The organism is Glaciihabitans sp. INWT7 (assembly GCF_014217685.1).
Lineage (GTDB): Bacteria > Actinomycetota > Actinomycetes > Actinomycetales > Microbacteriaceae > Lacisediminihabitans.
This window is the reverse complement of the sequence record NZ_CP043653.1, coordinates 3,111,842-3,136,827: the sequence shown is the minus strand read 5'-3', so window position 1 is coordinate 3,136,827 and position 24,986 is coordinate 3,111,842. Positions and strand designations below refer to the sequence as shown.

The following is a 24,986-nucleotide window of genomic DNA, read 5'->3' as shown; positions in this document are numbered from 1 at the left end:
GGTGCTCATATCGAGCCTCCCTGGTTCTTCGAGATGATCTGGCTCGCGGCGATACCGGTCGCGACCTTCAGGGGGCCGTTGCCGTCTTTCCAGTCGTCGGGTCCCTCGGGACCGTCGTCCTTCGGGCCGTCGGGATCACCGTCCTTCGGCGGGACCTCGTACCCGCGCATCCGCCTCTTGGAGACCTTGCGCTCGGCGAGGATCCAGCGCTGGAGGAGAGTGAACAGCACGATGATGATGAAGAGCAGGAACGCGATCGCCGCGCCCTGCCCCCACTCCTGGTTATTGAACGCCGACTGGTAGGAGAGGAATGCCGGGGTGAGGGTCGTCTTGCCCGGTGCCCCCTTCGTGCCCGTGTAGATCTGATCGAAGACCTGCCAGCAGCCGATGAGCCCGAGCGTGAGCACGGTGAAGAGGGTGGGGCGCAGCTGCGGCAGGGTGACCTGCCAGAAGCGCTGCCAGCCGTTTGCGCCATCCATCATCGCGGCTTCGGTCACGTCCCCGCCGAGATTCTGCAGCCCGGCGATGAAGAGGAGCATGAAGGTGCCGCTGGTCGTGAATACCGCGAGAAGCACGAACGCGAACATCGCGACGGATGGCCCGCCCAGCCAGTCCCACCAGGAGACGCCAAGCGCCGTGGAGTTCGTGAGCGCGCTCGGCCCGGACTTCACGCCGAACAGCCCCAGGAAGTTGTGGATGATCCCGTCGGGATCGTTGAACCAGTTGGGTCCCTTCACCCCGAGGTACGACAGGAGTTTGTTGACGGCACCCGTGGAGTTGAAGAGGAACAGCCAGAGCACGGTGATGGCGACCGAGCTCGTGACGGAGGGAAAGTAGAAGGCGGTGCGGAAGAAGCCGCGCCCCTTGAGGATCTGCCGGTTGACGAGCACCGCCAGGAACAGGGCGAGTGCGGTCTGCAAGGGAACGACGAGCACCACGTACCAGGCGTTGTTCTTGAGCGCGGTGCCGAAGTCCTGCTCGGCGAGTCCGCCGCCGGTGAGGAGCGCGGAATAGTTCTTCAACCCCACGAAGTTCACGTTGCCCGAGAGCGGGCTCCCGCGACCGGTCCAGTCGCTGAAGCTCACCCAGAGCGCCATGAGCACCGGCACGACCAGGAACAGTCCGAGCAGGATGACCATCGGGGCCGTGAAGAGGTAGCCCGAGAGGGCCTCCCCGCCCCGGAGTCCGGAGCGGGAAGGCCGTCTCGTGGTGGTCGTCATGGTGACTACTTGACCAGTGCTTCGAGGTTCTTCTGGGTGGCATCGAGGATCGTCTTGGGATCTCCCGTTGCGAGGCTCTCCAGCTTGGAGTTGAGGTCGGTCACGACATCCGCCGCTCCCTTAGCCGCGGGAACGCCCTTGGCGTAGTCGGCGGCCTCGAGGAACGGCACCAGCTTGGGGTTGTCCTTCTTCCAGGTGTCGGCTGCCGACTTGATCGAGGGCATCGGACCGAACGCGGTCGAGAACGCGAGTTGGTCGCTCGAGCTGGTCAGCTTCTCCACCAGCTTGACCGCCGCGGCCTGGTTCGGGCTGTCGGCGGCGATTCCCCAGCAGTTGGTGAACTGCAGCGTTCCCTTGCCGGCCGGGCCTGCGGGCAGCGGCGCGATCGTGTAGTTCACGGTCGGGTAGTCACTCGTCATCGCACCGGTGATCCAGTTGCCCTCGATGGTCATCGCCGCGAGACCCTTACCGAAGGCCTCACCGCCCCATCCGGCTCCGAGGTCCTTGGCGTACTTGAGGCTGCCGTCGGCCATGAGCTTCTTGGCGTAGTCGAGCCCCGCGATGTTCTCGGAGCTGTTGGCGGTCGCTTTGGTGCTATCCGAGTTCATCAGGTTGCCACCGGCCTCCGTCATGAAGGCGCCGAGGCGGGCGTACTCGCCACCGATTCCGAGGCCGACGTGCCCATCGGTCGTGAGCTTCTTTGCCACGGTCTCGAGCTGGTCCCAGGTGGTGGGGATGTCCGCATCGGTCAGCCCCGCGGCCTTCCACATGTCGGTGTTGATCTCCAGCGCCAGGGTCGAGAAGTCCTTCGGGGCGCAATAGAACTTGTTGTCGTAGGTGAACGACTTGACCAGGCTCGGGTAGAAGTCGGCCTTGTTCTTGAGGTTGTCGCCGTAGGCGAGCAGCGAGCCGTTCGAGGCATAGCCGGCGAGAGCGTCGGTGCTCAGGTAGAAGACGTCGGCGGGCTTTCCGGCGGAGAATCCCTGCGCGAGCTGCTGGTTGAGGTCACTGGCCACCGAGACCTTGGCATCGGTCCCGGATGACTTGGACCAGTCCGCGACGGCACTGTTGACGGCCTTCGTCTCGGCGTCTCCGCTCGAGCCGATCAGCACGGTGAGGGCCTTCTTCGAGGAGGTGAGTTTTCCGCCGGAGCTGTCGGAGCTTCCCGCGCCGAAGCCGGAGCTGCAGGCGCTGAGCGCGAGGACTCCGGCGGTGGCGAGGATGCCGGCGGCCAGCCAGCGGTTGGTGCGTCTTTGCATTATTTCTCCTTGGATGGGTGTGCCCGGGATGGGCGCTGTGATTCGTCAGCGGAGTCGGGGGTGTCGCGGGCGAACCGCGTGACTCGACCGCAGAAGGCGCATGCGGACTCGATGCTAGCCACGGTGCCCTCCTTTGGGTCGCAGGTCGGTTCGCTGATGCGGTCGGGACATGCCGGCGACGTGCGGAAACCCGCGGCTCGCCGGACTATGTCCTTAGATCGTTCAAATCAATCGAGCCATTTACTATTTGATCGATCAAATTGTAGATCGACTGTAACGCCCGTTTGGGGGGAGTGTCAACCGCGCACCCGTCATCCGCCCGCTCGGGCGCTGCGGTAACGTGACGGTACCGCACGAACGGACTGACCTTTGGAGGCCGCGATGTCACAGTTGCCGACCGTGCTCGACGTGGGTCGGGTCGCGGGTGTCTCGCGCCAGACCGTCTCGAATGTGCTCAATTCGCCGCAGATCGTCAAGCCCGAGACGAGACAGAAGGTCGAAGCGGCGATAGCCCAGCTCGGCTACCGGCCGCACGCGTCTGCCCGGCGGCTGCGTACTCAGAAGAGCTCGACCCTCGGCATCCGTCTCGATCCCATGACCAATGGCATCTCCGGGTCGCTCCTCGACCGGTTCCTGCACGCGCTCACCGAGCAGGCGGACCGTCGGGGGCTCCGGGTCATGCTGTTCACGGCGACCGGTCCGGAGGACGAGATCCGTCAGTTCGCCCGACTGCGCGACGGGGCGGATGTCGACGGCTTCGTGCTCACCGCCACCTTCGTCGACGACCCGCGCACCGAATGGCTAATCGAGAACAACGTGCCGTTCGTCACCTTCGGCCGGCCGTGGGGTATCGATGACATGAACGACCCGCGGCACCTCTGGGTGGATGTCGACGGGCGCAGCGGTGTGCGCGACGCCACCGATCACCTGCTCGACGGAGGGGCGTCGCATGTCGCATTCCTCGGCTGGCCCACCAAGTTCAGTACCGGCGATGACCGCCGTCGGGGCTGGCGGGAGGCAATGGAGGCACGTTCCGGGCTGGATGCCGCGCAACTCGACGCGCTCCAGGCGGACTCGGAAGACGACGTCGCCGCGGCGAGCCAGGCCATCCGTTCCCTCATCGAATCGGGAGTGCGGGTGGATGCCGTGGCGTGCGCCAGCGACTCCCTCGCCCTCGGTGCGCTGCTCGTCGTCGGGGCCGAGGTGTCGGTTGTCGGTTATGACAACACTCCGGTCGCGGGTGCCATCGGGCTGTCGAGCGTCGAGCAGCCGCTCGACGAGGTGGCCGTCGGGGCTTTGGATCTGCTGCTCGGAGACGGCTCGCACGGCATCGTCGGCTGGGAGAGTTCCTCCCCCGAGCGGCGTCACCGGCTGGTGACCCCGCGACTGGTGGTGCGCGAGCGCTCGCCGATCGGGCGTTTGGCCTGAGGCCCGCGCCCGTCCGCACGAGTTGCCTCGGCGGGACCCGGGAGCGTCATGTACGCCCGTTCCGCGCGGGAGAGGGGCGCCTCTACGGCCGGTACTGATGCAGCAGGAAGAACCAGTACACGACGAAGTACGCCGCGGTCGCGGCACCGAGGCCGAGCACGAGGTTGACAAGCACGTTCGCGATGGCGGTGCGCCACCGCCCCGACAGGGCGAACTGCAGGGTCTCGACCGACCAGGTGCTGAAGGTGGTGAGACCGCCGGCGATCCCGGTGACGAGGATGAGGTGGAGGTCACCGTCGACGATGCCCCAGTCCGCGAGGGCGAGCACCGCGCCGCCGAGCAGCGAACCGGTCACGTTGACGACCAGTACCGCACGCGGGAAGCGGGTGGCGCGGATGAACGCGAGCGAGATCGCGTACCGCGCGAGCGCCCCGAGGGCTCCCGCCCCCAGTACCGCGGCGACGACCACCGGGCTCACTCGTCCACCATGTCGATCTCGAGCGGTGCCGGCCTCGGGCGTCTCCCCACGCTCAGCCCGAGCAGGGCGGCGCCGAATCCGAGCACGAGGGAGAGCACGAGATACAGCACGGCGAGCATCCAGAGGCCATGATGGGCTTCGGTCACGAGGGAGACGATGAGGGCGGAAAAGGTCGTGAATGACCCGACCGTGCCGGTGCCGAGCCCCACCTTGAGCCAGTTGGGGGTGCGCGCCCGCCTCCACAGGGTGGAGACGAGGGTGCCGAGCGCGAAGGATCCCACGATGTTGACGAGCAGGGTGCTGAGCGGGAATTGAGAGTCGGTGTGGGGGATCACCGTGTCGAGGGTGAATCTCAGCCCCGTGCCGATCACGCCACCGGCGGCGACGGCCACCACTTCACGCCAGCCCGCCACGAACCCTACTTCTGGCCCGGGGTGTTTCTGGCAGCAGACTTCTTGGCGGCCGACTCGCGCGCCAGGCGCGCGGCGCGGTCGACCTGGCTCTCGGCGCGACCATCGCCGGCGAGCACGCTCGACTTGCGAGCCGCGGGAGCAGCCGGGGGAAGCGGCTTGCGCATGATCGGCCGGCGGGGCTCCCCACGACGGGACTCGCCGGGCAGGGGACGATACGACCGGCTGTAGAGGTTGCGCGTGGAGTCGAGCAGCCACGGCACCAGCGCGATCGTCACGCCGTGCACGAGCATCAGCTTCTGGCGGATGCGCCGGGCCTTGTGGTTGTGCAGCAGGTTCTCCCACCAGTGGCCAACGATGTACTGCGGCGTGTAGACCGTGACGACCTCGGAGCCGAACTCGGCTCGACGGGCCTTGATGTACTTGATCAGCGGCATGCTGATGTCACGGTAGGGCGAGGGCACGATGCGCAGCGGCACCTGGATGTTCATCTCGTCCCACTGCTTCGAGAGCAGCTCGGAGGCGTGGTCGTCGATGTTGATGTGAACGGCCTCGATGCTCTCGTGGCGAGCCGCGATCGCGTAGTCGAGGGCCTTGAGGGTCGGCTTCTGCATCTTGCCGACGAGCACGACGGCGTGATCGCCGGTGGCACCGAAGGTGGTGGTGGGGTCCACCTCGATGTCCTTGGCCACCTGCCCGTAGTAGCGGTTGATGCGCAGCATCAGGTAGAACAGCACGGGCATGATCGCGAAGACCAGCCAGGCGCCGTGGGTGAACTTGGTGATCGTCACCACGATGAGCACGATGCCCGTGAAGGTGGCACCGGTGGCGTTGATCGCCCGGCTGCGCCAGACCTGGCCGCGCTGGGCCTTGCTGAGGGTCTCGCGGCCCTCGCGCAGCATCCGGGTCCAGTGCACCACCATGCCGGTCTGGCCGAGGGTGAAGGAGACGAAGACGCCAATGATGTAGAGCTGGATGAGCTGGGTGAGATTGGCGCGGTAGATGACCAGCAGCAGGATGGCCGCGCCGCTCAGCACGAGCACGCCGTTCGAGTAGACCAAGCGGTCGCCGCGGGTCTGGAGGGACTTGGGCGCGTAGGAGTCACGCGCGAGCACGGAGCCCAGCAGCGGGAAGCCGTTGAATGCCGTGTTCGCGGCCAGCAGCAGCACCAGCGCGGTGGCCCCTTGGATCACGTAGAACATGAAGTATCCGGCACCCGGGAACGTGGCCGCCGCGATCTGTGAGATCACACTGGTCTGCGGCGCGGTGGTGCAGTCTTTGAAGCCCTGGAGGTCACACGCTGACTCCGCGTAGTGCACCTTGCTGATCAGCGCGAGGGCCATGATGCCGATGAAGAGCACGATGGCGATGGATCCCATGAGCACGAGAGTGCGCTGCGCGTTCTTGATCTTGGGGCGACGGAAGGCCTGCACGCCGTTCGCCACCGCTTCGACGCCGGTGAGGGCGGAACATCCGCTCGCGAAAGCACGAAGCAGCAACAGGATGAAGGCGATCTGCGTGAGGCTCGCCGGGTCCTTGACGGTGTAGGCCGAGGATGCCGCGATCGGAGTGTCACCCAGCGCGGCGCGAACCAGCCCGGTGACGATCATGATGCCGGTGGAGGCGATGAAGAGATAAGTGGGAAGGGCGAAGGCCTTACTCGACTCCGCCACTCCGCGAAGGTTGATCGCGGCGAGCACTATCACGAAGCCGACCGCGATCTCCACCCGGTAGGTGTTGAGCATCGGGAACGCGGAGATGATGTTGTCCACCCCGGATGCCACCGACACGGTGACGGTGAGGATGTAGTCGACGAGCAGCGCCGAGGCGACGACGAGGCCCGCCTTCTCGCCGAGGTTCTTGTGGGCGACCTCGTAGTCCCCGCCGCCGGAGGGGTAGGCCTTGATGAGCTGCCGGTAAGAGGTGACCACCACGATGAGCAGCAGCACGACGGCCGCGGCGACCCAGGGAGCGAAGCTGAGGAACGCCAGCCCGCCGAGGGTGAGGATGAGGAGCAGTTCCTGGGGCGCATAGGCCACGGAAGACAGCGCGTCGCTGGCGAAAATGGGCAGCGCGAGATGCTTCGGGAGGAGCTGGCCCTCCAGTTTCTCGGAGGCCAGCGGTTCGCCGATCAGCCAACGCTTCGGCGAACGAACTTCGCTAGTCACGAGGTGCGACACTACACCTGAACTCTGGTCTGTTTGAAATCAGCCGCCGATCGGGGGAATACTCCCGGCATTCCCGTGCTTAACGGGCGTTCTGCGCGATGCCCGCCCCGCCGATCGGGCGTTGCTCGCCCGAGCGGCGGGGGGAAGCAGGCGCTTGACCTTGACGCTGCGTCAACCTCTAGCGTGGGTGCATGACGAATTCCGCGGCCGACTGGTCGATCCAGGAGATCGCCCGGCTATCGGGCGCAAGCTCACGCGCCCTGCGCCACTACGACCACATCGGGTTGCTCGCGCCCACTCGCGTCGGCGCAAATGGCTACCGCTATTACGACGCGGTCGCGCTCACGCGACTCCAGCGCATCCTGATGCTGCGAGAACTCGGGCTCGGGTTGCCGACGATCGCGGACGTGCTCGCCGGTGCCACCGACGATGCGGATGCTCTGGCCGCTCATCTGCGGTGGTTGCGCCAGGAGAAGAACCGTCTCGACCGGCAGATCCGCTCGATCGAGCTCACCATCACCAACACGAAGGAAGGAACAGCACTCATGGCCGACGACATGTTCGACGGATTCGACCACACCGTCTACAAGGAAGAGGTGGTGGAACGGTGGGGTAGTCAGGCCTACGCCGGTGGCGACCGGTGGTGGAGATCGCTTGACGCTGGGGACAAGGAGAGGTTCCACTCCGAGCAGAAGGCGGTGCAGGCGGACTACGCTTCGGCCTGTGCGGCGGGCGCGCACTCCGACGCTGAAGCCGTACTGGCGATCACTCGGCGCCACTACGACTGGATCACCGCCTCCTGGCAGGGAAAGGCCCCGACTGCCGAACAGTTCACGGGATTGGGAGAGATGTACGTCGACGACGACCGCTTCGCCGCGAACTACGGCGGCAGGGAGGGTGCCGCTTTCGTGCGAGACGCGATGGCCGCCTTCGCCTCCCGCTACCTCAGCTAGTGCGTTCCGTCAGCAGGTTCGCTTCGTCATTCAGGAAGGGATGAGACGGGAGCGGCGGACATCCGTCCCTCTGACATCTCTGGTCCCTGAACGTCCTGAATGACGGAAGCCTGAACTCCGGGAGCCTCAAAACCGGACGGCTGAGTGGCGGACGGCCGGATGCTCGTCGGCACAGTGAGCAGCGGGATCGTCACATTGACCATTGGCCCGATGAGCACCGCGAACAGCACGGTGCCGACGCCGACATTGCCGCCGAGCAGCCATCCGATGGCCAGCACGGTCACCTCGATCGAGGTGCGCACGATCCAGGGGCGCCAGCCCCAGCGGCGATGGATGCCCGTCATGAGGCCGTCGCGGGGTCCGGGCCCGAAACGCGCTCCGATATACAGGCCGGTGGCGAGGGCGAGCAGCGCGAGCCCGCCGGCGAACAGGAGCACCTGTTCCCAGAGCTCGCGCGCGACCGGCAGCAGCCACAGGCCGAACTGGGCGCTCGGCCCGATGAGCAGCACGTTGAGCAGCGTGCCGAGGCCGGGCCTCTGGCGGATGGGGATCCACAACAGCAACACCAGCAGTCCGACGACATTCGTGATGAGGCCGAACGCGAGACCGGTCTGCTTCGCGATGCCCTGCGTGAGCACATCCCACGGCGAGACTCCGATGCCCGCCTGCACCATCATCGCGATCGCGAACCCGTAGAGGATCAGGCCGACGAGCAGCTGGGCCAGGCGTCGAATCATCATTTACCCATCCAATTAGCGGATTGGCCTTCTGGCAAGATGCCAATCCTCTTAGAGTGGCTCTATGAACTCCCTGTCCGCCCGGTCATTGGCCTCCCTTCTTCGGGGATGGCGCGAGGCCACTGCCGCGCCGGCCTACGCGGCGCTCGCCGATCGCATCCGCCTGCTCATCCTCGATGGGCGCATCCCGCTCGGCACCCGGGTGCCCGCAGAGCGTGACCTCGCGGCACAACTCGGAGTCAGTCGCACCACGGTGACGGCGATCTATGGCGAGCTGAGGGACGGGGGATACCTCGACAGCCTCCGCGGATCGGGCAGTGTCGCCAGGCTGCCCTCACGTTCGCCGATCATCGTCGACAACCATCAGGCCGGCTACCTCGACTTCAGCAAGGCGGCGCTGCCCGCGATCCCGGCACTCGCTGCCGCGGCGATTCAGGCGGCCACCGAACTGCCCGCCTATCTCGGCGACTCGGGCTTCGACCCGATCGGACTCCCGGTGCTGCGCGCCGCCGTCGCTGACCGGTACAGCGCAAGGGGGCTTCCGACCGAACCGGAGCAGATCATGATCACCCTCGGTGCCCAGCACGCGATCGCACTGCTCGCGCGCACCATCCTCGGTCGCGGAGACAGCGCCCTCGTCGAATCGCCGAGCTATCCACACGCCTACGAGGCCCTCCGGCTCACCGGGGCGCGGCTCGTTCCGGTGAGCGTGACGAGTGATGACGGCTGGGATGAGGCGGCGCTCGAGCAGGCCATCCAACGCTCCAGCCCGGCGATGGGCTACCTCATGCCCGACTTCCACAATCCCACCGGGCAGACCATGCCGGCCGCGCTGCGGCAGCGGATGCTGGCGCTCGCCGAGCGGCAGGGCACGGTGATCGTCGCGGATGAGACCATGGCCGAGCTGACCATCGACCGGCCGGATACCCCGCTGCCGCTCGCGGCCTACGGTGCTGCCGTCACCATCGGATCGGTCGGCAAGACGGTGTGGGGCGGGGTGCGGATCGGCTGGATCCGGGCCGAGCGGCAGCTCATCCAGAAGCTCACCCGGGCACGAAGCGCGGGTGACCTCGGCACTCCGGCTCTCGAACAGCTCGTCGTGAAGAACCTCCTCGATCAGTACGACGCCATTCTCGACATCCGCCGGACGCAGCTGCGGGCGGGCCGGGACCACCTCGCCGGAGCCCTCGCGGCTGCCTTCCCGGAGTGGCGGGTGCCGACGCCGGATGGCGGCCTCACCACCTGGGTCAACCTCGGAGCGCCGGTCAGCTCGCAACTCACCCTCGCCGCCCGCGCGGAAGGGCTCCTGCTCGCGGCCGGGCCGCGCTTCGGAATCGACGGCGCCTTCGAGCGCTTCCTGCGCATCCCCTTCGGGCATTCGGCTGACGAGACCGATCGCGCCATCGAGGCTCTCGGCCGGGCCTGGACCTCGCTCGCGCGGGGTCCGCTGCTCGATCAGTCCTTCCTGGCCGAAGTGGTCTAGCGCCCGCGGATCGGTTACTCCCCCGAGAGTATGCAGACCTTCAGCCAGCCCTGAGATACTTTCCACGAGCACAAGGTCGTGCGTACTTCTCTGCCACAGCCCCAGGAGACTTCCCCGTGCACTTGTTTTCAGTTTTCAGCCTGCGCAATCGCGCTCTCATCGCGCTGATCACGATCGTCATCGGCATCTTCGGCGGCATCGCCCTCACCTCCTTCAAGCAGGAGCTGATCCCCTCCCTCTCACTGCCTTCCGTCTTCATCGTCACGTCGTACCCCGGGGCGTCGCCCGATGTCGTCAACACCGACGTGAGCACTCCGATCGAGAGCGCGCTTCAGGGCATCGAGAACCTCGACTCCACCACCGCGACGTCGAACACCTCGGCGTCGACGGTCACGGCATCATTCGCCTATGGCACCGACATCGCCACCTCGGAGCAGAAGGTGCAGCTGGCCCTCGACCGCATCAAGACGAGCCTTCCCTCCAACGTCACTCCGCAGGTCATCACCTTCAGCCTCAGCGACTTCCCGGTGATCCAGCTCGCCGTCACGAGCGACATGGACGCCAACACCCTCGCCGCGAAGCTCTCCTCCCTCACTGTCACCAACCTCAAGCAGCTCGACGGAGTGAGCGATGTGAGCCTGCTCGGAGCCGCATCCCAGCGGGTGACCATTACCCCGGATGCGGACAAACTCGCCGCCGAGGGCCTCAGCATCCAGTCGATCAAATCGGCCCTCACCGCCAACGGCACGCTGCTGGCGAGCGGATCGATCACCGAGGACGGCAAGACGCTCACCGTGCAGTCCGGATCGCGCATCACCAGCACCGATGAGATCGCCGCCCTTCCGCTGCTCGGCACCCGGGCGGCGACGCCACCCACCATTGCGGATGTCGCCACCGTCGCCGTCGTCAACGACCCGACGAGCGGCTACTCCAGCGTCAACGGCAAGCCTGCCGTGACCCTCAACATCACCAAATCGGCGGCAGGCAACACGGTGTCGGTGTCCCACACCGTGCGGGATGACATCCCCACCCTCGAGAAGCAGCTCGGATCGAACACCACGTTCACCGTCGTCTCCGACCAGGCCCCGTCGATCACCCAGTCGATCGACAGCCTCGCCCAAGAGGGACTGCTCGGACTCGTCTTCGCCGTGATCATCATCCTCGTCTTCCTGTTCTCGGTGCGCTCGACTCTCGTCACAGCGATCTCGATACCCGTCTCCGTGCTCATCACCTTCATCGGCATGCAGGCTTCGGGCTACACGCTCAATGTGATCACCCTCGCCGCGCTGACGATCGCGATCGGTCGCGTCGTCGATGACTCGATCGTCGTGATCGAGAACATCAAGCGGCACATCGGGCTCGGCGAGGAGAAGTTGCCCGCCATCCTCGCGGCCGTGCGTGAGGTCGCCACGGCGGTCACCGCCTCGACGGTGACGACCGTCGCCGTATTCCTCCCCATCGCGCTCGTCGGCGGCCTCACCGGCGAGCTGTTCCGGCCGTTCGCGCTCACCGTGACCATGGCGTTGCTCGCGTCGCTGTTCGTGTCCCTCACGATCGTTCCGGTGCTCGCCTACTGGTTCCTCGGCAGCAGGAAGACGGCTCACAAGCACGCCGACACCGAACAGGCGGAGAAGGTCACTCGCCTGCAGAAGATCTACCTTCCGGTGATCCGTTGGACTCTCAAGTTCCCCGCGGTCGTGCTCGTTGCCGCGCTGCTGCTCCTGGCCGGCAGCGGCCTGCTCGCCACGAGCCTCAAGACCAACTTCATCGGCAACAGCGGGCAGAACACGCTGACCGTGACCCAGACGCTCCCCCTCGGCACCAGCCTCGAGGCCCAGAATGCCGCATCGAAAGAGGTGGAGACCACCCTTCGCGGGGTCAAGGGCGTCGACACCGTGCTCCTCACCATCGGCTCCGGGGGCAGCTCCCTGCGAGCGGCGTTCTCGGGTGGGGGATCGAGCACCTACTCGCTCACGACCGACCCGAACGCCGACCAGGCCAAGCTCCAGGCGAAGGTCACCTCCGAATTGAAGAAGATCACCGGCAAGGGCGAGCTCGCGGTCGCGGCGGCCCAGGGTGGTTTCGCGTCGTCTGACATCGAGGTGGATGTCACCGCCGGCAGCGATGCAGACCTGCGCGAGGCATCCGACGCCATCCTGGCCAAGGTGAAGAACCTCTCCGTCGTCTCGCGGGCATCGAGCAACCTCTCCGCCTCACTGCCCTACATCGCGGTGCAGATCGACCGCGCGAAGGCGGCTGCCGCCGGACTCACCGAGGTGCAGGTGGGGGGCATCGTCACGCAGGCGATGAACCCGAGCGCCACCGGAAGCGTGGTGATCGATGGCAAGACCCTCTCGATCTACGTGAACAATTCCAGCGCGCCAACGACGACGGATGCCCTGAAGGCGTTCTCGATTCCGACGGCGACCGGCATCGTGCCCCTCTCCGACCTCGCCACAGTCTCCACGGTCAACGGCCCGTCGAGCATCACCACGATCAAGGGTCTGCGCAGCGCCACTCTCTCGGTGACGCCGAGCACGGACAACACCGGAAGCGCTTCGGCGATCGTGTCGGCCGCCGTCGCCAAGGCCAAGCTGCCGGCGAGCGCCACCGCCACTCTCGGCGGGGTCACCACCCAGCAGGGCGACTCGTTCAGCCAGCTCGGACTCGCCCTGCTCGCCGCCATCCTCATCGTCTACGTCGTGATGGTCGCCACCTTCAAGAGCCTGCGGCAGCCCCTGTTGCTGCTCGTGTCGATCCCCTTCGCGGCGACCGGCGCGATCGTGCTGCAGGTGATCTCCGGGGTGCCCCTCGGCGTCGCCTCGCTCATCGGTGTGCTCATGCTCATCGGAATCGTGGTGACGAACGCGATCGTGCTCGTCGACCTGATCAACCAGTACCGCACCCGTGGAATGAAGGTCGCCGACGCGATCGTGAACGGTGCCTCCCGTCGTCTGCGGCCGATCCTCATGACCGCTCTCGCGACGATCTTCGCGCTGTTGCCGCTCGGAATCGGTCTCACCGGTCACGGTGGCTTCATCTCGCAGCCGCTCGCGATCGTGGTGATCGGCGGGCTGGTCTCATCCACCCTGCTCACCCTCATCGTGCTGCCGGTGCTCTACTACCTGGTGGAGGGTGCCAAGGAACGTCGCACCGATCGTCGCGCGGAAAAGGCGGCGAGGAGCACGGCCACGGCGGACTCCGCGGCACTGCCCGAGGCGCGAAGCTAGGCTCGACTGATGGCCACCCCAGACTTCGTCTCGCCCTCCGCGAGAAGATCGGGCACGACGAGCTCTGGCTTCCCGGGGTGACGGCGGTGGTGTTGCGGGGGGCCGAGGTACTTCTCGTGCGACGGGCCGACAGCGGCGCATGGACTCCCGTCACCGGCATCGTCGACCCGGGGGAGGAGCCCGCCGTCGCGGCCGAGCGCGAAGTGCTCGAAGAGGCGGATGTCGTCGCGCACGTCGAATCGCTGGCCTGGGTCAAGGTGATCGACACCGTTACCTACGACAACGGCGACCGGTCGAGATATCTCGACCTCGTCTTCCGCTGCAGCTGGGTCTCCGGCGATCCGTTTCCCGCCGACGGCGAGAACACGGAAGCGGCGTGGTTCCGGTTGGATGCCCTGCCTCAGCTGTCCGAGGACATGAGCGCCCGCATCCGCGTGGCGGTCGAGGGCGCCGAGGCGGCGCGCTTCGAGCGCTGAGCTCAGCCCGCGGGCTGATCGAGCGCGCTGTGGAAGAAATTCGAGATGCGCGAGCGCATGTCGTCACTGAGCATCGCGATCGAGTGCAGATGCCCCTTCACTGTCACGAAGGTCGTGTCGATGTCGTGCTCCCGCAGCGCCCGCACGAACGCGCTCGACTGCTCGAGGGGGATCCGTTCGTCGAGGGAGTGTGCGATGAAGAACGGGGGGTCCGAATCATCCACCTGGAAGAGGGGGGAGGCGCGCACCGCCTGCGGGCAGTCCTCGAAGCTCGCGCACGCGAGGTAGGAGAGCTCGAGAGGGCGGAAGTCGGCAAGCTCGATGCCGTCTCCGGTGAGGTTGGTCGGGCCACTGAGCTCGGCGACCGCCGCGATCCGGGAGCCGGAGCTGAGGCTGCCGGTGCCCTCGACGCCGAGCAGTGCCGCGAGGTTGCCCCCGGCCGACCCGCCGAACGCACCGATCCGCTTGGGGTCGATGTCGTATTTCTGCACGACCGCACTCGAGCGCATATAGCGCACCGCCGCCCGCACATCGTCGATTCCGGCGGGGAACGGATGCTGCGGGGCAAGCCCGTACCCCACAGAGAAGGTGACGAAACCCTCCGACGCGAGCCACTGGCAGACGCTGCGCCAGTTGATGTTGGCCTTGTCGCCCGCCCGCCAGCTGCCGCCGTGGATGGAGATGACCGCGGCGCGCGGAGTCGAGGAGCGCGTCGAGTCAGGGGGCAGGCAGACATCCACTCGACCGCCCGTGTCGCTGCCGTAGTCGAGGTTCTCGGCCACGACGATACGGGGGTAGGTCTTCACCTGCGGATAGAGCGGCTGCGCGGTGGGAGTGACCCGCTCCGACTGCGAACCGGTCGGCGTGCACGCGACCAGCGACAGCAGCACGACGGCGGTCGCGAGCGCCGCTGTCGCCCACGTCGCCCTCTGCCGTGTCGCCGTCGCTCCCAGAACACGCATTCGTGCCAATCTAATGCGCTTTCTGCGGGTGTCCTGTAACGTAGTCGAGTCGGCTCTAGACATCGCGGCATAAACGCGAATGGGTTTGTAAGTCTTTCGGGCCGGTTTCCCTCAGTTCTCACCATAAGAGAACGCCTCCAGCTACTCCCTGGAATACGTGGGAACAATCACGTATGTGAAACGGTCCTGGCCAAAGACTGCCCGGGTTCCAGCAGAAACACTGCTTGTTGGCAGTGTGCTGCCATGCACTTAAACACAACCCGGAAATACGTCTATGCCCTTCGATAAAAAAGCGGCCTCAGGCCGACCTGTCAAAAAGTACAACTCCGCCGGACCCGCCAAGAATGGCAGCCGCAGCGAGGGCCACCGCGGCTTCCACAATGACGCCCCGGTGAAGAAGCGCTGGAACGCGGATGAGCGCGCCGCCCGCACCGGCGACCGTCCCGCCGGCACCGAGCGCCCGGCATCCACGGATCGCCGACCCAACTGGACTCCGACCAATGAGCGTCCGGCTCGCCCGTCCTACGGCGACCGCCCCCAGCGCACCGAGCGCCCCTCCTACGGCGAGCGCACCGAGCGTCCCTCCTACAGCGACCGCCCCGCGCGTCCCTCCTACGGAGACCGCCCGGCCCGCCCGTCCTACAACAGCACCGAGCGTCCGGCGCGCCCGGCCTACGGCGACCGCCCGGCTCGCACCGAGCGTCCGTCGTATGGGGACCGCCCGGCGACCAACGACCGCGCCCCGCGCACCGAGCGCCCCGCGTACAACGATCGCCCGGCGCGTACGGAGCGTCCCGCGTACAACGACCGTCCGGCGCGTACCGAGCGTCCGTCGTACAACGACCGCGCCCCGCGCACGGACCGCCCTGCGTACAACGATCGTCCAGCGCGTACCGAGCGTCCGTCGTACAACGACCGCGCCCCGCGCACGGATCGTCCTGCGTACAACGATCGTCCCGCTCGCACGGACCGTCCCGCGTACAACGACCGGCCCGCTCGTACGGACCGTCCCGCGTACAACGATCGTCCGGCGCGTACCGAGCGTCCGTCATACAATGACCGCCCGGCTCGCTCCTTCGAGGATCGTGCTCCGCGTCGCGACAGCGACTACTACCCGGCCAAGAACGACGCCAAGTCGACGGCTTTCGCGGCCCACGAAGACGTCGTGCTCGAGCGTCTCGAGGCCAAGGTCATCACCGCGGGTGATGCGGCCGGCGTCAGCTGGAAAGACCTCGGCATCGGCGACAACATGACCCGCCAGCTCATCGTGATGGGCGCAGAGACGCCGTTCCCGATCCAAGCCGCCACCATCCCGGATGTGCTCGCCGGCAAGGACGTGCTCGGTCGCGGAAAGACCGGATCCGGCAAGACCATCGCCTTCGGAGCCCCCCTCGTGGAGCGCCTCATGGAGAACATGGGTGGCGCAGGACGCAAGCCGGGCCGCAAGCCCCGCGCGCTGATCCTCGCCCCGACCCGTGAGCTCGCCATGCAGATCGACCGCACGGTGCAGCCCATCGCCCGCAGCGTCGGCCTGTTCACCACGACGATCGTCGGCGGCGTGCCGCAGTACAAGCAGGTCTCCACCCTCCAGCGCGGAGTCGACATCGTCATCGCGACTCCCGGTCGCGTCGAAGATCTCATCGAGCAGGGCCGTCTCGACCTGAGCGAGGTCTTCGTGACCGTGCTCGACGAGGCCGACCACATGTGCGACCTCGGCTTCCTCGAGCCGGTGCAGCGCATCCTCGAGTCCACCAAGGCGGGCGGCCAGAAGCTGCTGTTCTCGGCAACTCTCGACAAGGGTGTCGCCACCCTGGTCAAGCAGTTCCTCAAGGATCCCGCCGTGCACGAGGTCGCCGGGGAAGACCAGGCGTCTTCCACGATCGACCATCGTGTGCTGCTCATCGAGCAGCGCGACAAGACCCGCATCATCGAGGAGCTCGCCGGTGGCGAGGGCAAGACGCTGATCTTCGCCCGCACTCGCGCGTTCGCCGAGCAGCTGGCCGACCAGCTCGAGGACGCCGGAATCCCGGCCACCTCCCTTCACGGCGACCTCAACCAGTCGCGACGCACGCGCAACCTCCAGCTGCTCACCAGCGGCCGGGTCAACGTGCTCGTGGCGACGGATGTCGCAGCCCGCGGCATCCACGTGGACGACATCTCGCTCGTGATCCAGGCCGACGCCCCCGACGAGTACAAGACCTACCTGCACCGCTCGGGCCGCACCGGCCGCGCGGGCAAGGTCGGTACCGTCGTGACGCTCATCTCGAAGGCGCGTCGTCGCCGCATGGACGAGCTGCTCGGCCGCGCCGAGATCACCGCGTCCATGGTCAACGCCGCTCCCGGCGACCGCGTGATCGAGGAACTCGCCGCGCTGTAGCCACCAGTTGTGCCGAAGGGCGTCCATCCGATCGGATGGGCGCCCTTCGTCGTTCCGCGGGGGTGCGACGAAGGGGGCGTTGCCCGGTATCCACCCGCCGGATCGAACGGGCAGATCTAGGCGGCGCGGCACGAGGCGACGAAGATGGAGGGATGCCGTCCCGTCGTCAGCCCGATCCGCGATCCGTCGTCGTGCTCCGCGCCGTCGCGGTCGCCTCGATACTCGCGGTGATCCTCGGCGGTCTCGCGGCCGGCCGCGGGCCCGCCGAGGCCGAGGCCGCGTCCCCGCCGCATCACGATCTGGCCGTCGCCGGCGTCGCGGTTTTCGACCCTGGATACATCCTCTCCGACCGGGTGCTTTCCGACTCGCGGTCGCTGAACGAAGCGCAGGTGCAGTCATTCCTCGCCGAACAGGCACCCGGATGCGCCTTCACCAGCGAGACCACCTGCCTTCGCGCCTACCGGTCCGAACTTCCGGCCCGTGCGGCTTCGACCGGCGGGCAGTGCGCCGCACTGCCGCGGGAGTCGGGCGTTCTCGCCAGCCGAATCGTGGTGCAGGTGGCACACGCCTGCCGCATCAACCCGAAGGTGCTGCTCGTGATGCTGCAGAAGGAACAGGGACTCATCACGGCGGTGTCGCCGACGCAGCGTGCGTACCGGGTGGCCATGGGGTACGGATGCCCCGACTCCGCCGCCTGCGACACGGAGTTCTATGGATTCGCCTCCCAGGTGTACCGCGCAGCGAAGCAACTGCGCAGCTACCTGCTGGATCCGGCACACTGGCGCTACCGGGTGGGGCCGGTGCTGGTGAAGTTCAATCCGCAGGCGACGTGCGGGGCGGCCGTGGTGGACATCCGCAATCAGGCGACCGCCGCGCTCTACAACTACACGCCGTACCAGCCGAATGCCGCGGCCCTGGCCAATCCGCACGGTCAGGGGGATGCATGTTCCTCTTACGGCAACCGCAATTTCTGGGTCGCTTTCACCGAGTGGTTCGGTTCACCGACCGGAGGCTGAGGTCGTGGGAGGCGCGAGCCCCCCAATTCAGGGGAGGGGCCGCGTCAGTCGGGGCCGGCGGATCGGTTCGAATGGGGTACACGACCGCGCCTGTACCCCGCTTCTTCGAAGTTCGCCTTCACCGGGTATTTCCCGGAATGAGATCGATATCACCATGGCGCATGGGCGGTAGCTCGATCGTGGTGTATTTCAGCGGCTGTACGAAAATGAGACCGCGCCGAGCCTGCCGCGACTGGTCGGGGTACAAATGCGGGTTGACCCCTCGCGGGATTCTGTTAGCGTTTCAGGTGTGAGGCGCTCCCTAGGCAACTCACAGAAACGCTGCGACTAACCACCCGACACAGCACATGTTCATCTGTGACTGAATCGGGGATTCCATGTCTTTCAGCGACTCCGCACCATCTGCGACGGCATTCCGCCGGGCGCTGACGACCCTCGTCGTCGGGGTCACCGCTGCCAGCGTCGCCATCCTCGCTCCCCTCTTCCCGGCGGATCGCGCCGCTGCGCAGAGCGCCCAGCCCGCCCGCAGCGAGACGGTGGCCGTCGGCGCCGAGGCGGGCACGACCAACAGCGTGAGCGCGGCGTCGCTGTGGACTGCTCGTCCATCCATCCTCGTCGTCCCGGCCGCGCCCGCAATCGTGGCGCAGGCTCCTCAGCCCGCAGCGGTCGCCCCGGCGGCACCCACTGTCGAGCACGTCGTCCGCACCGTCGTGCTCGGCGACTTCCTCTCCCAGCGGGACGTCCGCATCGAGGCGCTCGCCCGCGCGGCGGCACAGCTGAAGGCCGAGCACGAAGCCGCTGCCGCTGCCGCTGCGGCCGCCGCGGCAGCACAGGCCGCCGCGGCGGCGGCGGCGCAGGCGGCAGCGCAAGCCGCAGCCCAGGCGGCGGCCGAGGCTGCCGCTCGGGCCGCCCAGGGGTTCGTACAGCGCGTGTGGACCAGCGGCTTCCAGAATGAGATCAACCAGTGCCGCGGCGCCGTGGACGTCACCGCGGTGTACCAGGTTCGGGTCATCGCAGAGCACAGCAGCTGCGGAGGCAGCCGATTCCCCACCGCTGCCGGTGCGATCGTCACGATCACTGGTCTGGATGCCGGCCGCTACCGCGTGATCGGAGTGGTGGCGCACCTCAACGGCGAGGTCAACCACGCCGAGGACATCCCTCGCGGGTACGACCTGCTCTTCCAGACCTGCGCCTCCGGTTTCACCGACATGCGCTTCACGGCCCTCCAGCGCATCGGCTAGTCGCTCCGGGGCCACCAGGGTCTCCACCTCCGGCGACCGCCGCCGGGAACACGACGGCCCGACCGGTCAGGCCAGCGCGTCAGGCCAGCGCGAGAAGCGCGGCCGCCACGAGCGCGACCGCGAGGCCGACCCACTGCACCGGCGCGATCCGCTCTCGCAGCACGAGGGCGGCGAGCACGATGGTGCCGGCCGGGGCGAGCGCGTTCAGCACCGACACGATCGAGAGTTCTCCCGCGCGCAGCGCGAGCAGAAACAGGAACGCTGCCGCGGCATCCGTCAGCCCACAGAGGACGGAGAAGATGACTGTCGCCCTGGTGATCGGCGGGCGTGGCGCGCCGCGCCGCGCCAGCCGCTGGCCCAACAGGGCCACCGACATCACCACGCCGGTGACGACGAATGTGACGAGCAGCGGCGCCGGCCCACTGTCGGGCGGCGTGAGGTCGATGAAGACGAGGTACCCACCGATCGCGATCCCGGCTCCTACCGCCATGACAATGCCGCGGGGGCTCGGGCGAACGGCGCGTTCGCCCGGAACAAGGCAGATCAGGATGATCGCGACCAGCCCGACGGCGAGGCCGAGGTACCCCAGCCCGCTCAGGCGCTCGCCGCGCGCGAAACCCACAGCGATCGGGATCACCGCGGCCACCAGGGCCAGGATCGGGGAGAGGATGCTCATCGGTCCGATGGCGAGACAGGCATAGAGCAGCACGAGCGCTACCGCCCCGCAGGCACCGGCGAGCCCGCCCCACAGCAACACGGAGCTGCCCCACCGGCTGGGGAGCACGAGGGCTGCGACGATCAATATCGCGAGGCCGGAGATCGAGTTGATCAGCGTCACCCTCACGGCGCTCGTGCCGCGGGCGGCGAGGCCTCCGAAGAAGTCACTCGCCCCGTAGATGACGGAGCCCGCAAGGGCGAGAACGACGCTCAGCACCGCATGCTCCTAGGCCACCGCGAGCATGGCCGCGGCCGTGAGGGCCAGAACGAGTCCCACCACCTGCACCGGGGCGATCCGTTCGCGCAACACGATTGCGGCGAGAATGATCGTGCCAGCGGGATAGAGCGCCGTGAGCACGGACTGGATGGTGAGCTCGCCGAGGCGAAGGCCCACGAGCAGCAGGGCGTTCGCGGTCGCATCGATCACACCGGCGACGACGGCCAGCGCCAGGCCGGGCATCCACCGGGCGGCACCGGCAGTCGACGTTCCCCGGCGGCGCACCCACAGCGCGCCGACCGCGATGGCGCTGAACATCACTGTGGCATTGACGGCCCGGCTCACCACGAGGGGAACGAGCCCCGAATCGTCCGGGGTCAGGTCGATCAGGATGAGGAAAACGCCGATGAGGGCGCCGGATCCGACCGCCATCGCGAGCGCCTTCAGCGACGGGCGCACCGCCCCGCGCTCGGGAACAAAGCCCACGAGCACGACGGCGACCAGCGCGACGGGGATCGCGACGTAACCGAGGGTGGTCAGCCGTTCGCCCCGGATCACCCCCGCAAGCACCGGCACAACGGCCGAGATCACGGCGGTGAGCGGCGACAGGATGCTCATGGGTCCGATGGCGAGACACGCATAGAGCAGCACGACGGCGAGAGCCCCCGTGACGCCGGTGATGCCACCGAGGAGCACCGCTTTCGTTGACCACACGCTCGGGAACAGCGGAAGTGCGAGCAGCAGGAGCACGAGTCCCGAGAGTCCGCCGATCGCGGTCACGCGCACCGCACTGATGCGCTTCGCCGCCATGCCCCCGGCGAAGTCCGCGGATCCGAAAATGAGCGCTGCCGTGACGCCGACGAACACAGCGAGCACGGGAGACCTTTTCTGGAGGGAGAACTCAACGGTAGTGGTAACCGCCGATGACCATTTGGTAAAGGACCTTCCATCGGCGGCGGTCGAGCGGATAGGGTGCACATCACCCCCCGATCGGGGGTGGACCTCATCGTCTGCACGCGCCGTGCACCCAAGGAGACACACGAAGCAATGGCACTCTTCCGTTCCCGCCGATCCACTATCCCGGCTATCGCGCTCGCTATCGCGCTCGGTATCCCGACGCTCGCCGCATCCTCCGCCACCGCTGCGGATGCGCCGGTCGCCATCGACATCCTCAGCTTCAACGACTTCCACGGTCGCCTCGAAGCCTCGTCCCCCTCGGCGGGTGCTGCCGTGCTCGGCGGCCTGGTGAACTCGTTCCGGGCGGCAAACCCCAACACTCTCCTGGTCTCCGGCGGTGACTCCATCGGAGCCTCCACCTTCACCAGCTTCATCCAGAAAGACCAACCAACCATCGATGCGCTGAACGCGATCGGCGTCGACGCCAGCGCGATCGGCAACCACGAACTCGACCAGGGCCAGGCCGACCTCGAGGGCCGGGTGATCCCGGCCACGAACTATCCGCTGCTCAGCGCGAATATCTACAACCGCACCACCGGCCAGCCGGAGTTCGCCCAGTACGCCCTCAAGCAGGTGGGCGGCATCACCGTCGGCTTCATCGGAGCGACGACGGATGAGACGCCATCGCTGGTGAGCCCGGCCGGGGTCGCGAAACTCGAATTCCGGGACATCCCGACAGAGGTCAATCGAGTCGCGGACCAGCTGAGCGACGGCGATCCCACCAACGGCGAGGCGGATGTCATTGTCTTGACAGTCCACGAGGGAGCGGCGGATGCCACGCTCGCGAGCGCCACCGGCGACTCCGCCTTCGGCAAGATCGTGAGCACGGTAGACGCCAACGTCGACGCCATCGTCTCCGGGCACACCCACCAGGCCTACAACTGGCAGTTGCCGGTGCCGGGCACCGACCGCACCCGTCCGGTGCTGCAGGCGGGCAAATACGGCGAAAGCTACGGCCACCTCTCCCTTTCGGTAGACCCCACCACCAAAGCGCTGCTCAGCATCACCTCCGAGGTGAAGCCGCTGTTCGGAGCCTTCGCTCCCGACCCCGCCGTCGCGAGCATCGTCGCCGCCGCGGTGGCCGCCGCGAAGGACAAGGGCTCGGTGCCCGTCGGCACGATCACCGCCGACTTCAACCGGGCGAGCCAGAAAGACGGAGTCACCGAGAACCGTGGGGGAGAGTCCCCGCTCGGCAACTTCGTCGCGGATGTGCAGCTCTGGGCAACAAACGGCAAGGCACAGGTCGCGCTGATGAATCCGGGCGGTCTCCGCACGGATCTCAAGTACAAGGCCAGTGCCAACACCCCGAACGATGTCGACGGTCGGGTCACCTACCAGGAGGCCGCGAGCGTGCAGCCCTTCGCCAACACGCTCGTGACCGAGACGCTCACGGGCGCGCAGCTCAAGCAGGTGCTCGAGGAGCAGTGGCAGCCGGCGACATCGACCCGCCCATTCCTCAAGCTCGGCGTGTCGAAGTCCCTCGAGTATCGCTATGACCCGACGGCGGCCGCCGGCAGTCACATCACGGCGATCACGGTGAACGGCGTTCCGCTGGCCGCGACTGATTCGGTCTCGGTGGTGGTGAACTCGTTCCTCGCCTCCGGTGGTGACAACTTCGTGACCCTCGCCAAGGGAACGAACGCCGGTGACACCGGAAAGATCGACCTGCAGAGCATGGTCGACTACTTCGTGGCGAACCCGGTCGCGTCCCCCGACTACGCGCAGCGGGCGGTGGGCGTCACCCTCTCCTCGGCCACCGCACGGCCCGGAGATGGCGTGACCCTCGATCTCTCGTCGCTGCTGTTCTCCAATGGCGAGCCCAACTCCGGCACCGCCACGGTCAGTGCGGGCGGTGTCGTGCTCGGGCAGTCCGCCATCGATCCCTCGGTCGTCGACCTCACGGATGAGGTCGGCCGGGCGTCCGTCGCAGTCACCGTTCCCACGAACACGCCTGCTGGCACCCTGGTGCTCACGGTCGCCGTGCCGCAGACCGGCACGTCGATCGACGTTCCGCTCACGATCACGGTGCCGGCCATCACCTCTGTCACTGCCCCGACGATCACAGGCGTCGCGAAGGTCGGTCGCACTCTCACGGCCTCCCCGGGAACGTGGAGCGTCGCCTCGCCGGCCTTCGCGTACCAGTGGAATCGCGCCGGGGTGCCGATCGACGCAGCGACAGCCGCGACCTACACCGTGGTGCCCGCGGATGCTGGCGCAGCGATCAGCGTGACGGTTACGGCGAGCGCCCCCGGCACCACTCCCGGGGCAGCGACCTCCGCGCCAGTGACGGTCGATCGCCTCGCCTCCACCACGCGGGCATCCGTGGACCGCGTGTTCGTGCGCCACAACTCGCCGGTCGTCTACCGGGTGGTGGTGTCCGCCCGCGGCCTCGCGCCGACCGGAGACGTCGTGGTGCGCGACGGTCGCACGGTCATCGCCTCCGCGACGCTGACGGCGGCCGACAACGGCCGGGTGACAGTGACGCTGCCGAAGCTCGGCCGCGGCATCCACCTGCTCACCGCCACCTACGGCGGCGACGCGCAACTCGTGGATTCCGCCTCCTGGCCGTCGCTGGTTCTGGTGTTCTGACCCGGCTCATCCGTTCGGGATGTCCCACGAAAGGGGGAGTCCGGCTCTGGCCGGACTCCCCGTTTCAGTCGTTAGGCTCGCCGCGTGGAATTCGCCTATCATCGCCTCGCCAGAAGTGTCCCCGGCTATCGCTGGTGGAAGCCGCTCGTCACGGGCCTGATCGCGCTCGCCATCTTCATCGGCTTCACCATCGTGCTGGTCGTGCTGCTGCTCGCGTCGACGCTGGTCTTCCCCGAGGTGCGACCGGTGATCACGAAGCTCATCACCACCGGTGAGATCGACAACAGCCTCCCGGTGGTACTCGCGTTCTCACTGTCATCCATCGCGGTGATCCTGCCGTCTGTCTGGCTCGCTCGCCTCATCATGGGGCCGCGCCCGGTCGGCCTGCTGTGGTCGATCGCCGGGCGGATGCGCTGGCGATGGATGGCGCGGCTCATCCTCCCGGTTGTGATCGCCTACGGTGCCTCGACGCTCTTCTCGGTGGTTCTGCTTCCCCTGGTGACCGGCGAGGGCATCCCTCCGGCCACCGTATCCTCGAGCACCTGGATCGTGGTGCTCGTCGCGGTGGTGCTGGTGCCTCTGCAGGCCACCGCGGAAGAGGTCTTCTTTCGCGGGTATCTCGCGCAGACGATCGGCGGATGGCTGAAGCATCCGCTGTTCGCGATCCTGCTGCCCGTGCCGCTATTCACCATCGGCCACCAGTACGACGTGTGGGGGCTGATCGACGTCTCGGTGTTCGCTGTCGTGGCCGGATGGCTCGCGTGGAGAACCGGTGGGCTCGAAGCATCCATCGTGGCGCATGTCGTCAACAACACGGTGATCTTCGTGATCGGGGCATTCGGCCTCGTCGACGTGAACTCCAAGACCGGCAGCGGCCTCGAGGTCGTGATCTCGGCACTCACTCTCGCCCTCTACGCGTGGCTCGTGCTGCGCGCGGCCAAGCGATTCGGGCTCGCCCGGGTGCGCGTCGTCACTCTCCCTCCACCGCCGGATCCGGCGACGCTGGTGCACAGTGACGGCGACCCGCAGGGCGCTGTCACCCCTCGCGGCTAGAATCGCCCGGTGGGC

General features: G+C 67.3%; 19 protein-coding genes. 10 read left to right on the top strand and 9 right to left on the bottom strand.

What is annotated here, in order from left to right; all coding sequences use genetic code 11:
- Window positions 1-5: 5 nt before the first annotated feature.
- Together F1C58_RS15125 and F1C58_RS15120 are read right to left on the bottom strand one after the other, a co-directional pair.
- The gene (locus F1C58_RS15125; protein WP_185201864.1) at window positions 6-1,220 is read right to left on the bottom strand and encodes a carbohydrate ABC transporter permease; all 1,215 of its coding nucleotides are present in this window, start codon (window positions 1,218-1,220) and stop codon (window positions 6-8) included.
- 5 nt (window positions 1,221-1,225) lie between these two features.
- Window positions 1,226-2,479, bottom strand: a complete 1,254-nt coding sequence (locus F1C58_RS15120) for an extracellular solute-binding protein (RefSeq protein WP_185201863.1) — start codon at window positions 2,477-2,479, stop codon at window positions 1,226-1,228.
- 381 nt (window positions 2,480-2,860) lie between these two features.
- Here F1C58_RS15120 and F1C58_RS15115 point away from each other — a divergent pair, with 381 nt between their 5' ends.
- Window positions 2,861-3,907: a LacI family DNA-binding transcriptional regulator gene (locus F1C58_RS15115; RefSeq protein ID WP_185201862.1), complete on the top strand. Its 1,047-nt coding sequence runs from the start codon at window positions 2,861-2,863 to the stop codon at window positions 3,905-3,907.
- Window positions 3,908-3,989: 82 nt separating this feature from the next.
- Here the strand turns inward: F1C58_RS15115 and F1C58_RS15110 are convergent, their stop codons facing one another.
- From F1C58_RS15110 to F1C58_RS15100, 3 genes are read right to left on the bottom strand one after another with little or no spacing between them, the layout of a single operon-like run.
- Window positions 3,990-4,385, bottom strand: coding sequence for a CrcB family protein (locus tag F1C58_RS15110; protein ID WP_185201861.1), 396 nt, complete (start codon window positions 4,383-4,385; stop codon window positions 3,990-3,992).
- Window positions 4,382-4,798, bottom strand: coding sequence for a CrcB family protein (locus F1C58_RS15105; RefSeq protein WP_185201860.1), 417 nt, complete (start codon window positions 4,796-4,798; stop codon window positions 4,382-4,384). The genes F1C58_RS15110 and F1C58_RS15105 overlap by 4 nt, the downstream gene beginning before the upstream one ends.
- A 5-nt stretch (window positions 4,799-4,803) precedes the next feature.
- Entirely contained in the window at window positions 4,804-6,963 is a 2,160-nt protein-coding gene (locus F1C58_RS15100; protein ID WP_255461151.1) for an APC family permease, read from the bottom strand.
- 191 nt (window positions 6,964-7,154) lie between these two features.
- Here F1C58_RS15100 and F1C58_RS15095 point away from each other — a divergent pair, with 191 nt between their 5' ends.
- Window positions 7,155-7,916 carry a MerR family transcriptional regulator gene (locus tag F1C58_RS15095; protein ID WP_185201859.1) on the top strand — a complete coding sequence of 254 codons (762 nt, stop codon included), beginning with the start codon at window positions 7,155-7,157 and terminating at the stop codon, window positions 7,914-7,916.
- A gap of 26 nt (window positions 7,917-7,942) precedes the next feature.
- Here F1C58_RS15095 and F1C58_RS15090 read toward each other — a convergent pair whose 3' ends face one another.
- Window positions 7,943-8,653 carry a YitT family protein gene (locus F1C58_RS15090; protein ID WP_370543720.1) on the bottom strand — a complete coding sequence of 237 codons (711 nt, stop codon included), beginning with the start codon at window positions 8,651-8,653 and terminating at the stop codon, window positions 7,943-7,945.
- Between the two features lie 64 nt (window positions 8,654-8,717).
- On the opposite strand from F1C58_RS15090, the gene F1C58_RS15085 reads away from it, so the two are divergent.
- From F1C58_RS15085 to F1C58_RS15075, 3 genes are all read left to right on the top strand, one after another.
- A complete protein-coding gene (locus F1C58_RS15085; protein ID WP_185201858.1) occupies window positions 8,718-10,136 on the top strand; it encodes a PLP-dependent aminotransferase family protein in 1,419 nt (472 codons plus the stop codon).
- A gap of 116 nt (window positions 10,137-10,252) precedes the next feature.
- Complete coding sequence (locus F1C58_RS15080; RefSeq protein WP_185201857.1) at window positions 10,253-13,366, top strand: efflux RND transporter permease subunit; 3,114 nt, start codon at window positions 10,253-10,255, stop codon at window positions 13,364-13,366.
- 77 nt (window positions 13,367-13,443) lie between these two features.
- The gene (locus tag F1C58_RS15075; RefSeq protein WP_255461150.1) at window positions 13,444-13,842 is read left to right on the top strand and encodes an NUDIX domain-containing protein; all 399 of its coding nucleotides are present in this window, start codon (window positions 13,444-13,446) and stop codon (window positions 13,840-13,842) included.
- Between the two features lie 2 nt (window positions 13,843-13,844).
- Here F1C58_RS15075 and F1C58_RS15070 read toward each other — a convergent pair whose 3' ends face one another.
- Window positions 13,845-14,804, bottom strand: coding sequence for an alpha/beta hydrolase (locus tag F1C58_RS15070; RefSeq protein ID WP_185201856.1), 960 nt, complete (start codon window positions 14,802-14,804; stop codon window positions 13,845-13,847).
- A 274-nt stretch (window positions 14,805-15,078) separates the two neighbouring features.
- Between F1C58_RS15070 and F1C58_RS15065 the strand changes: the two genes are divergently transcribed.
- From F1C58_RS15065 to F1C58_RS15055, 3 genes are all read left to right on the top strand, one after another.
- Complete coding sequence (locus tag F1C58_RS15065; protein ID WP_185201855.1) at window positions 15,079-17,181, top strand: DEAD/DEAH box helicase; 2,103 nt, start codon at window positions 15,079-15,081, stop codon at window positions 17,179-17,181.
- Between the two features lie 152 nt (window positions 17,182-17,333).
- Window positions 17,334-18,197 (top strand): hypothetical protein, encoded by an 864-nt coding sequence (locus F1C58_RS15060; protein ID WP_185201854.1) that lies wholly within the window; start codon window positions 17,334-17,336, stop codon window positions 18,195-18,197.
- Between the two features lie 377 nt (window positions 18,198-18,574).
- A complete protein-coding gene (locus F1C58_RS15055) occupies window positions 18,575-19,438 on the top strand; it encodes a hypothetical protein (protein ID WP_185201853.1) in 864 nt (287 codons plus the stop codon).
- A gap of 79 nt (window positions 19,439-19,517) precedes the next feature.
- Here F1C58_RS15055 and F1C58_RS15050 read toward each other — a convergent pair whose 3' ends face one another.
- Complete coding sequence (locus tag F1C58_RS15050; RefSeq protein WP_185201852.1) at window positions 19,518-20,372, bottom strand: DMT family transporter; 855 nt, start codon at window positions 20,370-20,372, stop codon at window positions 19,518-19,520.
- A 9-nt stretch (window positions 20,373-20,381) separates the two neighbouring features.
- Window positions 20,382-21,248: an EamA family transporter gene (locus tag F1C58_RS15045; protein ID WP_185201851.1), complete on the bottom strand. Its 867-nt coding sequence runs from the start codon at window positions 21,246-21,248 to the stop codon at window positions 20,382-20,384.
- Window positions 21,249-21,419: 171 nt separating this feature from the next.
- Here F1C58_RS15045 and F1C58_RS15040 point away from each other — a divergent pair, with 171 nt between their 5' ends.
- Together F1C58_RS15040 and F1C58_RS15035 are read left to right on the top strand one after the other, a co-directional pair.
- Window positions 21,420-23,918: a 5'-nucleotidase C-terminal domain-containing protein gene (locus F1C58_RS15040; RefSeq protein ID WP_185201850.1), complete on the top strand. Its 2,499-nt coding sequence runs from the start codon at window positions 21,420-21,422 to the stop codon at window positions 23,916-23,918.
- An 84-nt stretch (window positions 23,919-24,002) separates the two neighbouring features.
- Complete coding sequence (locus tag F1C58_RS15035) at window positions 24,003-24,971, top strand: CPBP family intramembrane glutamic endopeptidase (protein ID WP_185201849.1); 969 nt, start codon at window positions 24,003-24,005, stop codon at window positions 24,969-24,971.
- Window positions 24,972-24,986 lie beyond the last annotated feature (15 nt).

What these genes read in the sequence shown, in the direction of transcription:
- F1C58_RS15040 (WP_185201850.1), top strand. Translation starts at nt 21,420, where the DNA reads ATGGCACTCTTCCGTTCCCGCCGATCCACTATCCCGGCTATCGCGCTC.
- F1C58_RS15115 (WP_185201862.1), top strand. Translation starts at nt 2,861, where the DNA reads ATGTCACAGTTGCCGACCGTGCTCGACGTGGGTCGGGTCGCGGGTGTC.
- F1C58_RS15065 (WP_185201855.1), top strand. Translation starts at nt 15,079, where the DNA reads ATGCCCTTCGATAAAAAAGCGGCCTCAGGCCGACCTGTCAAAAAGTAC.
- F1C58_RS15095 (WP_185201859.1), top strand. Translation starts at nt 7,155, where the DNA reads ATGACGAATTCCGCGGCCGACTGGTCGATCCAGGAGATCGCCCGGCTA.
- F1C58_RS15055 (WP_185201853.1), top strand. Translation starts at nt 18,575, where the DNA reads ATGTCTTTCAGCGACTCCGCACCATCTGCGACGGCATTCCGCCGGGCG.
- F1C58_RS15060 (WP_185201854.1), top strand. Translation starts at nt 17,334, where the DNA reads ATGCCGTCCCGTCGTCAGCCCGATCCGCGATCCGTCGTCGTGCTCCGC.
- F1C58_RS15125 (WP_185201864.1), bottom strand. Translation starts at nt 1,220, where the DNA reads ATGACGACCACCACGAGACGGCCTTCCCGCTCCGGACTCCGGGGCGGG.
- F1C58_RS15120 (WP_185201863.1), bottom strand. Translation starts at nt 2,479, where the DNA reads ATGCAAAGACGCACCAACCGCTGGCTGGCCGCCGGCATCCTCGCCACC.
- F1C58_RS15070 (WP_185201856.1), bottom strand. Translation starts at nt 14,804, where the DNA reads ATGCGTGTTCTGGGAGCGACGGCGACACGGCAGAGGGCGACGTGGGCG.
- F1C58_RS15090 (WP_370543720.1), bottom strand. Translation starts at nt 8,653, where the DNA reads ATGATTCGACGCCTGGCCCAGCTGCTCGTCGGCCTGATCCTCTACGGG.
- F1C58_RS15085 (WP_185201858.1), top strand. Translation starts at nt 8,718, where the DNA reads ATGAACTCCCTGTCCGCCCGGTCATTGGCCTCCCTTCTTCGGGGATGG.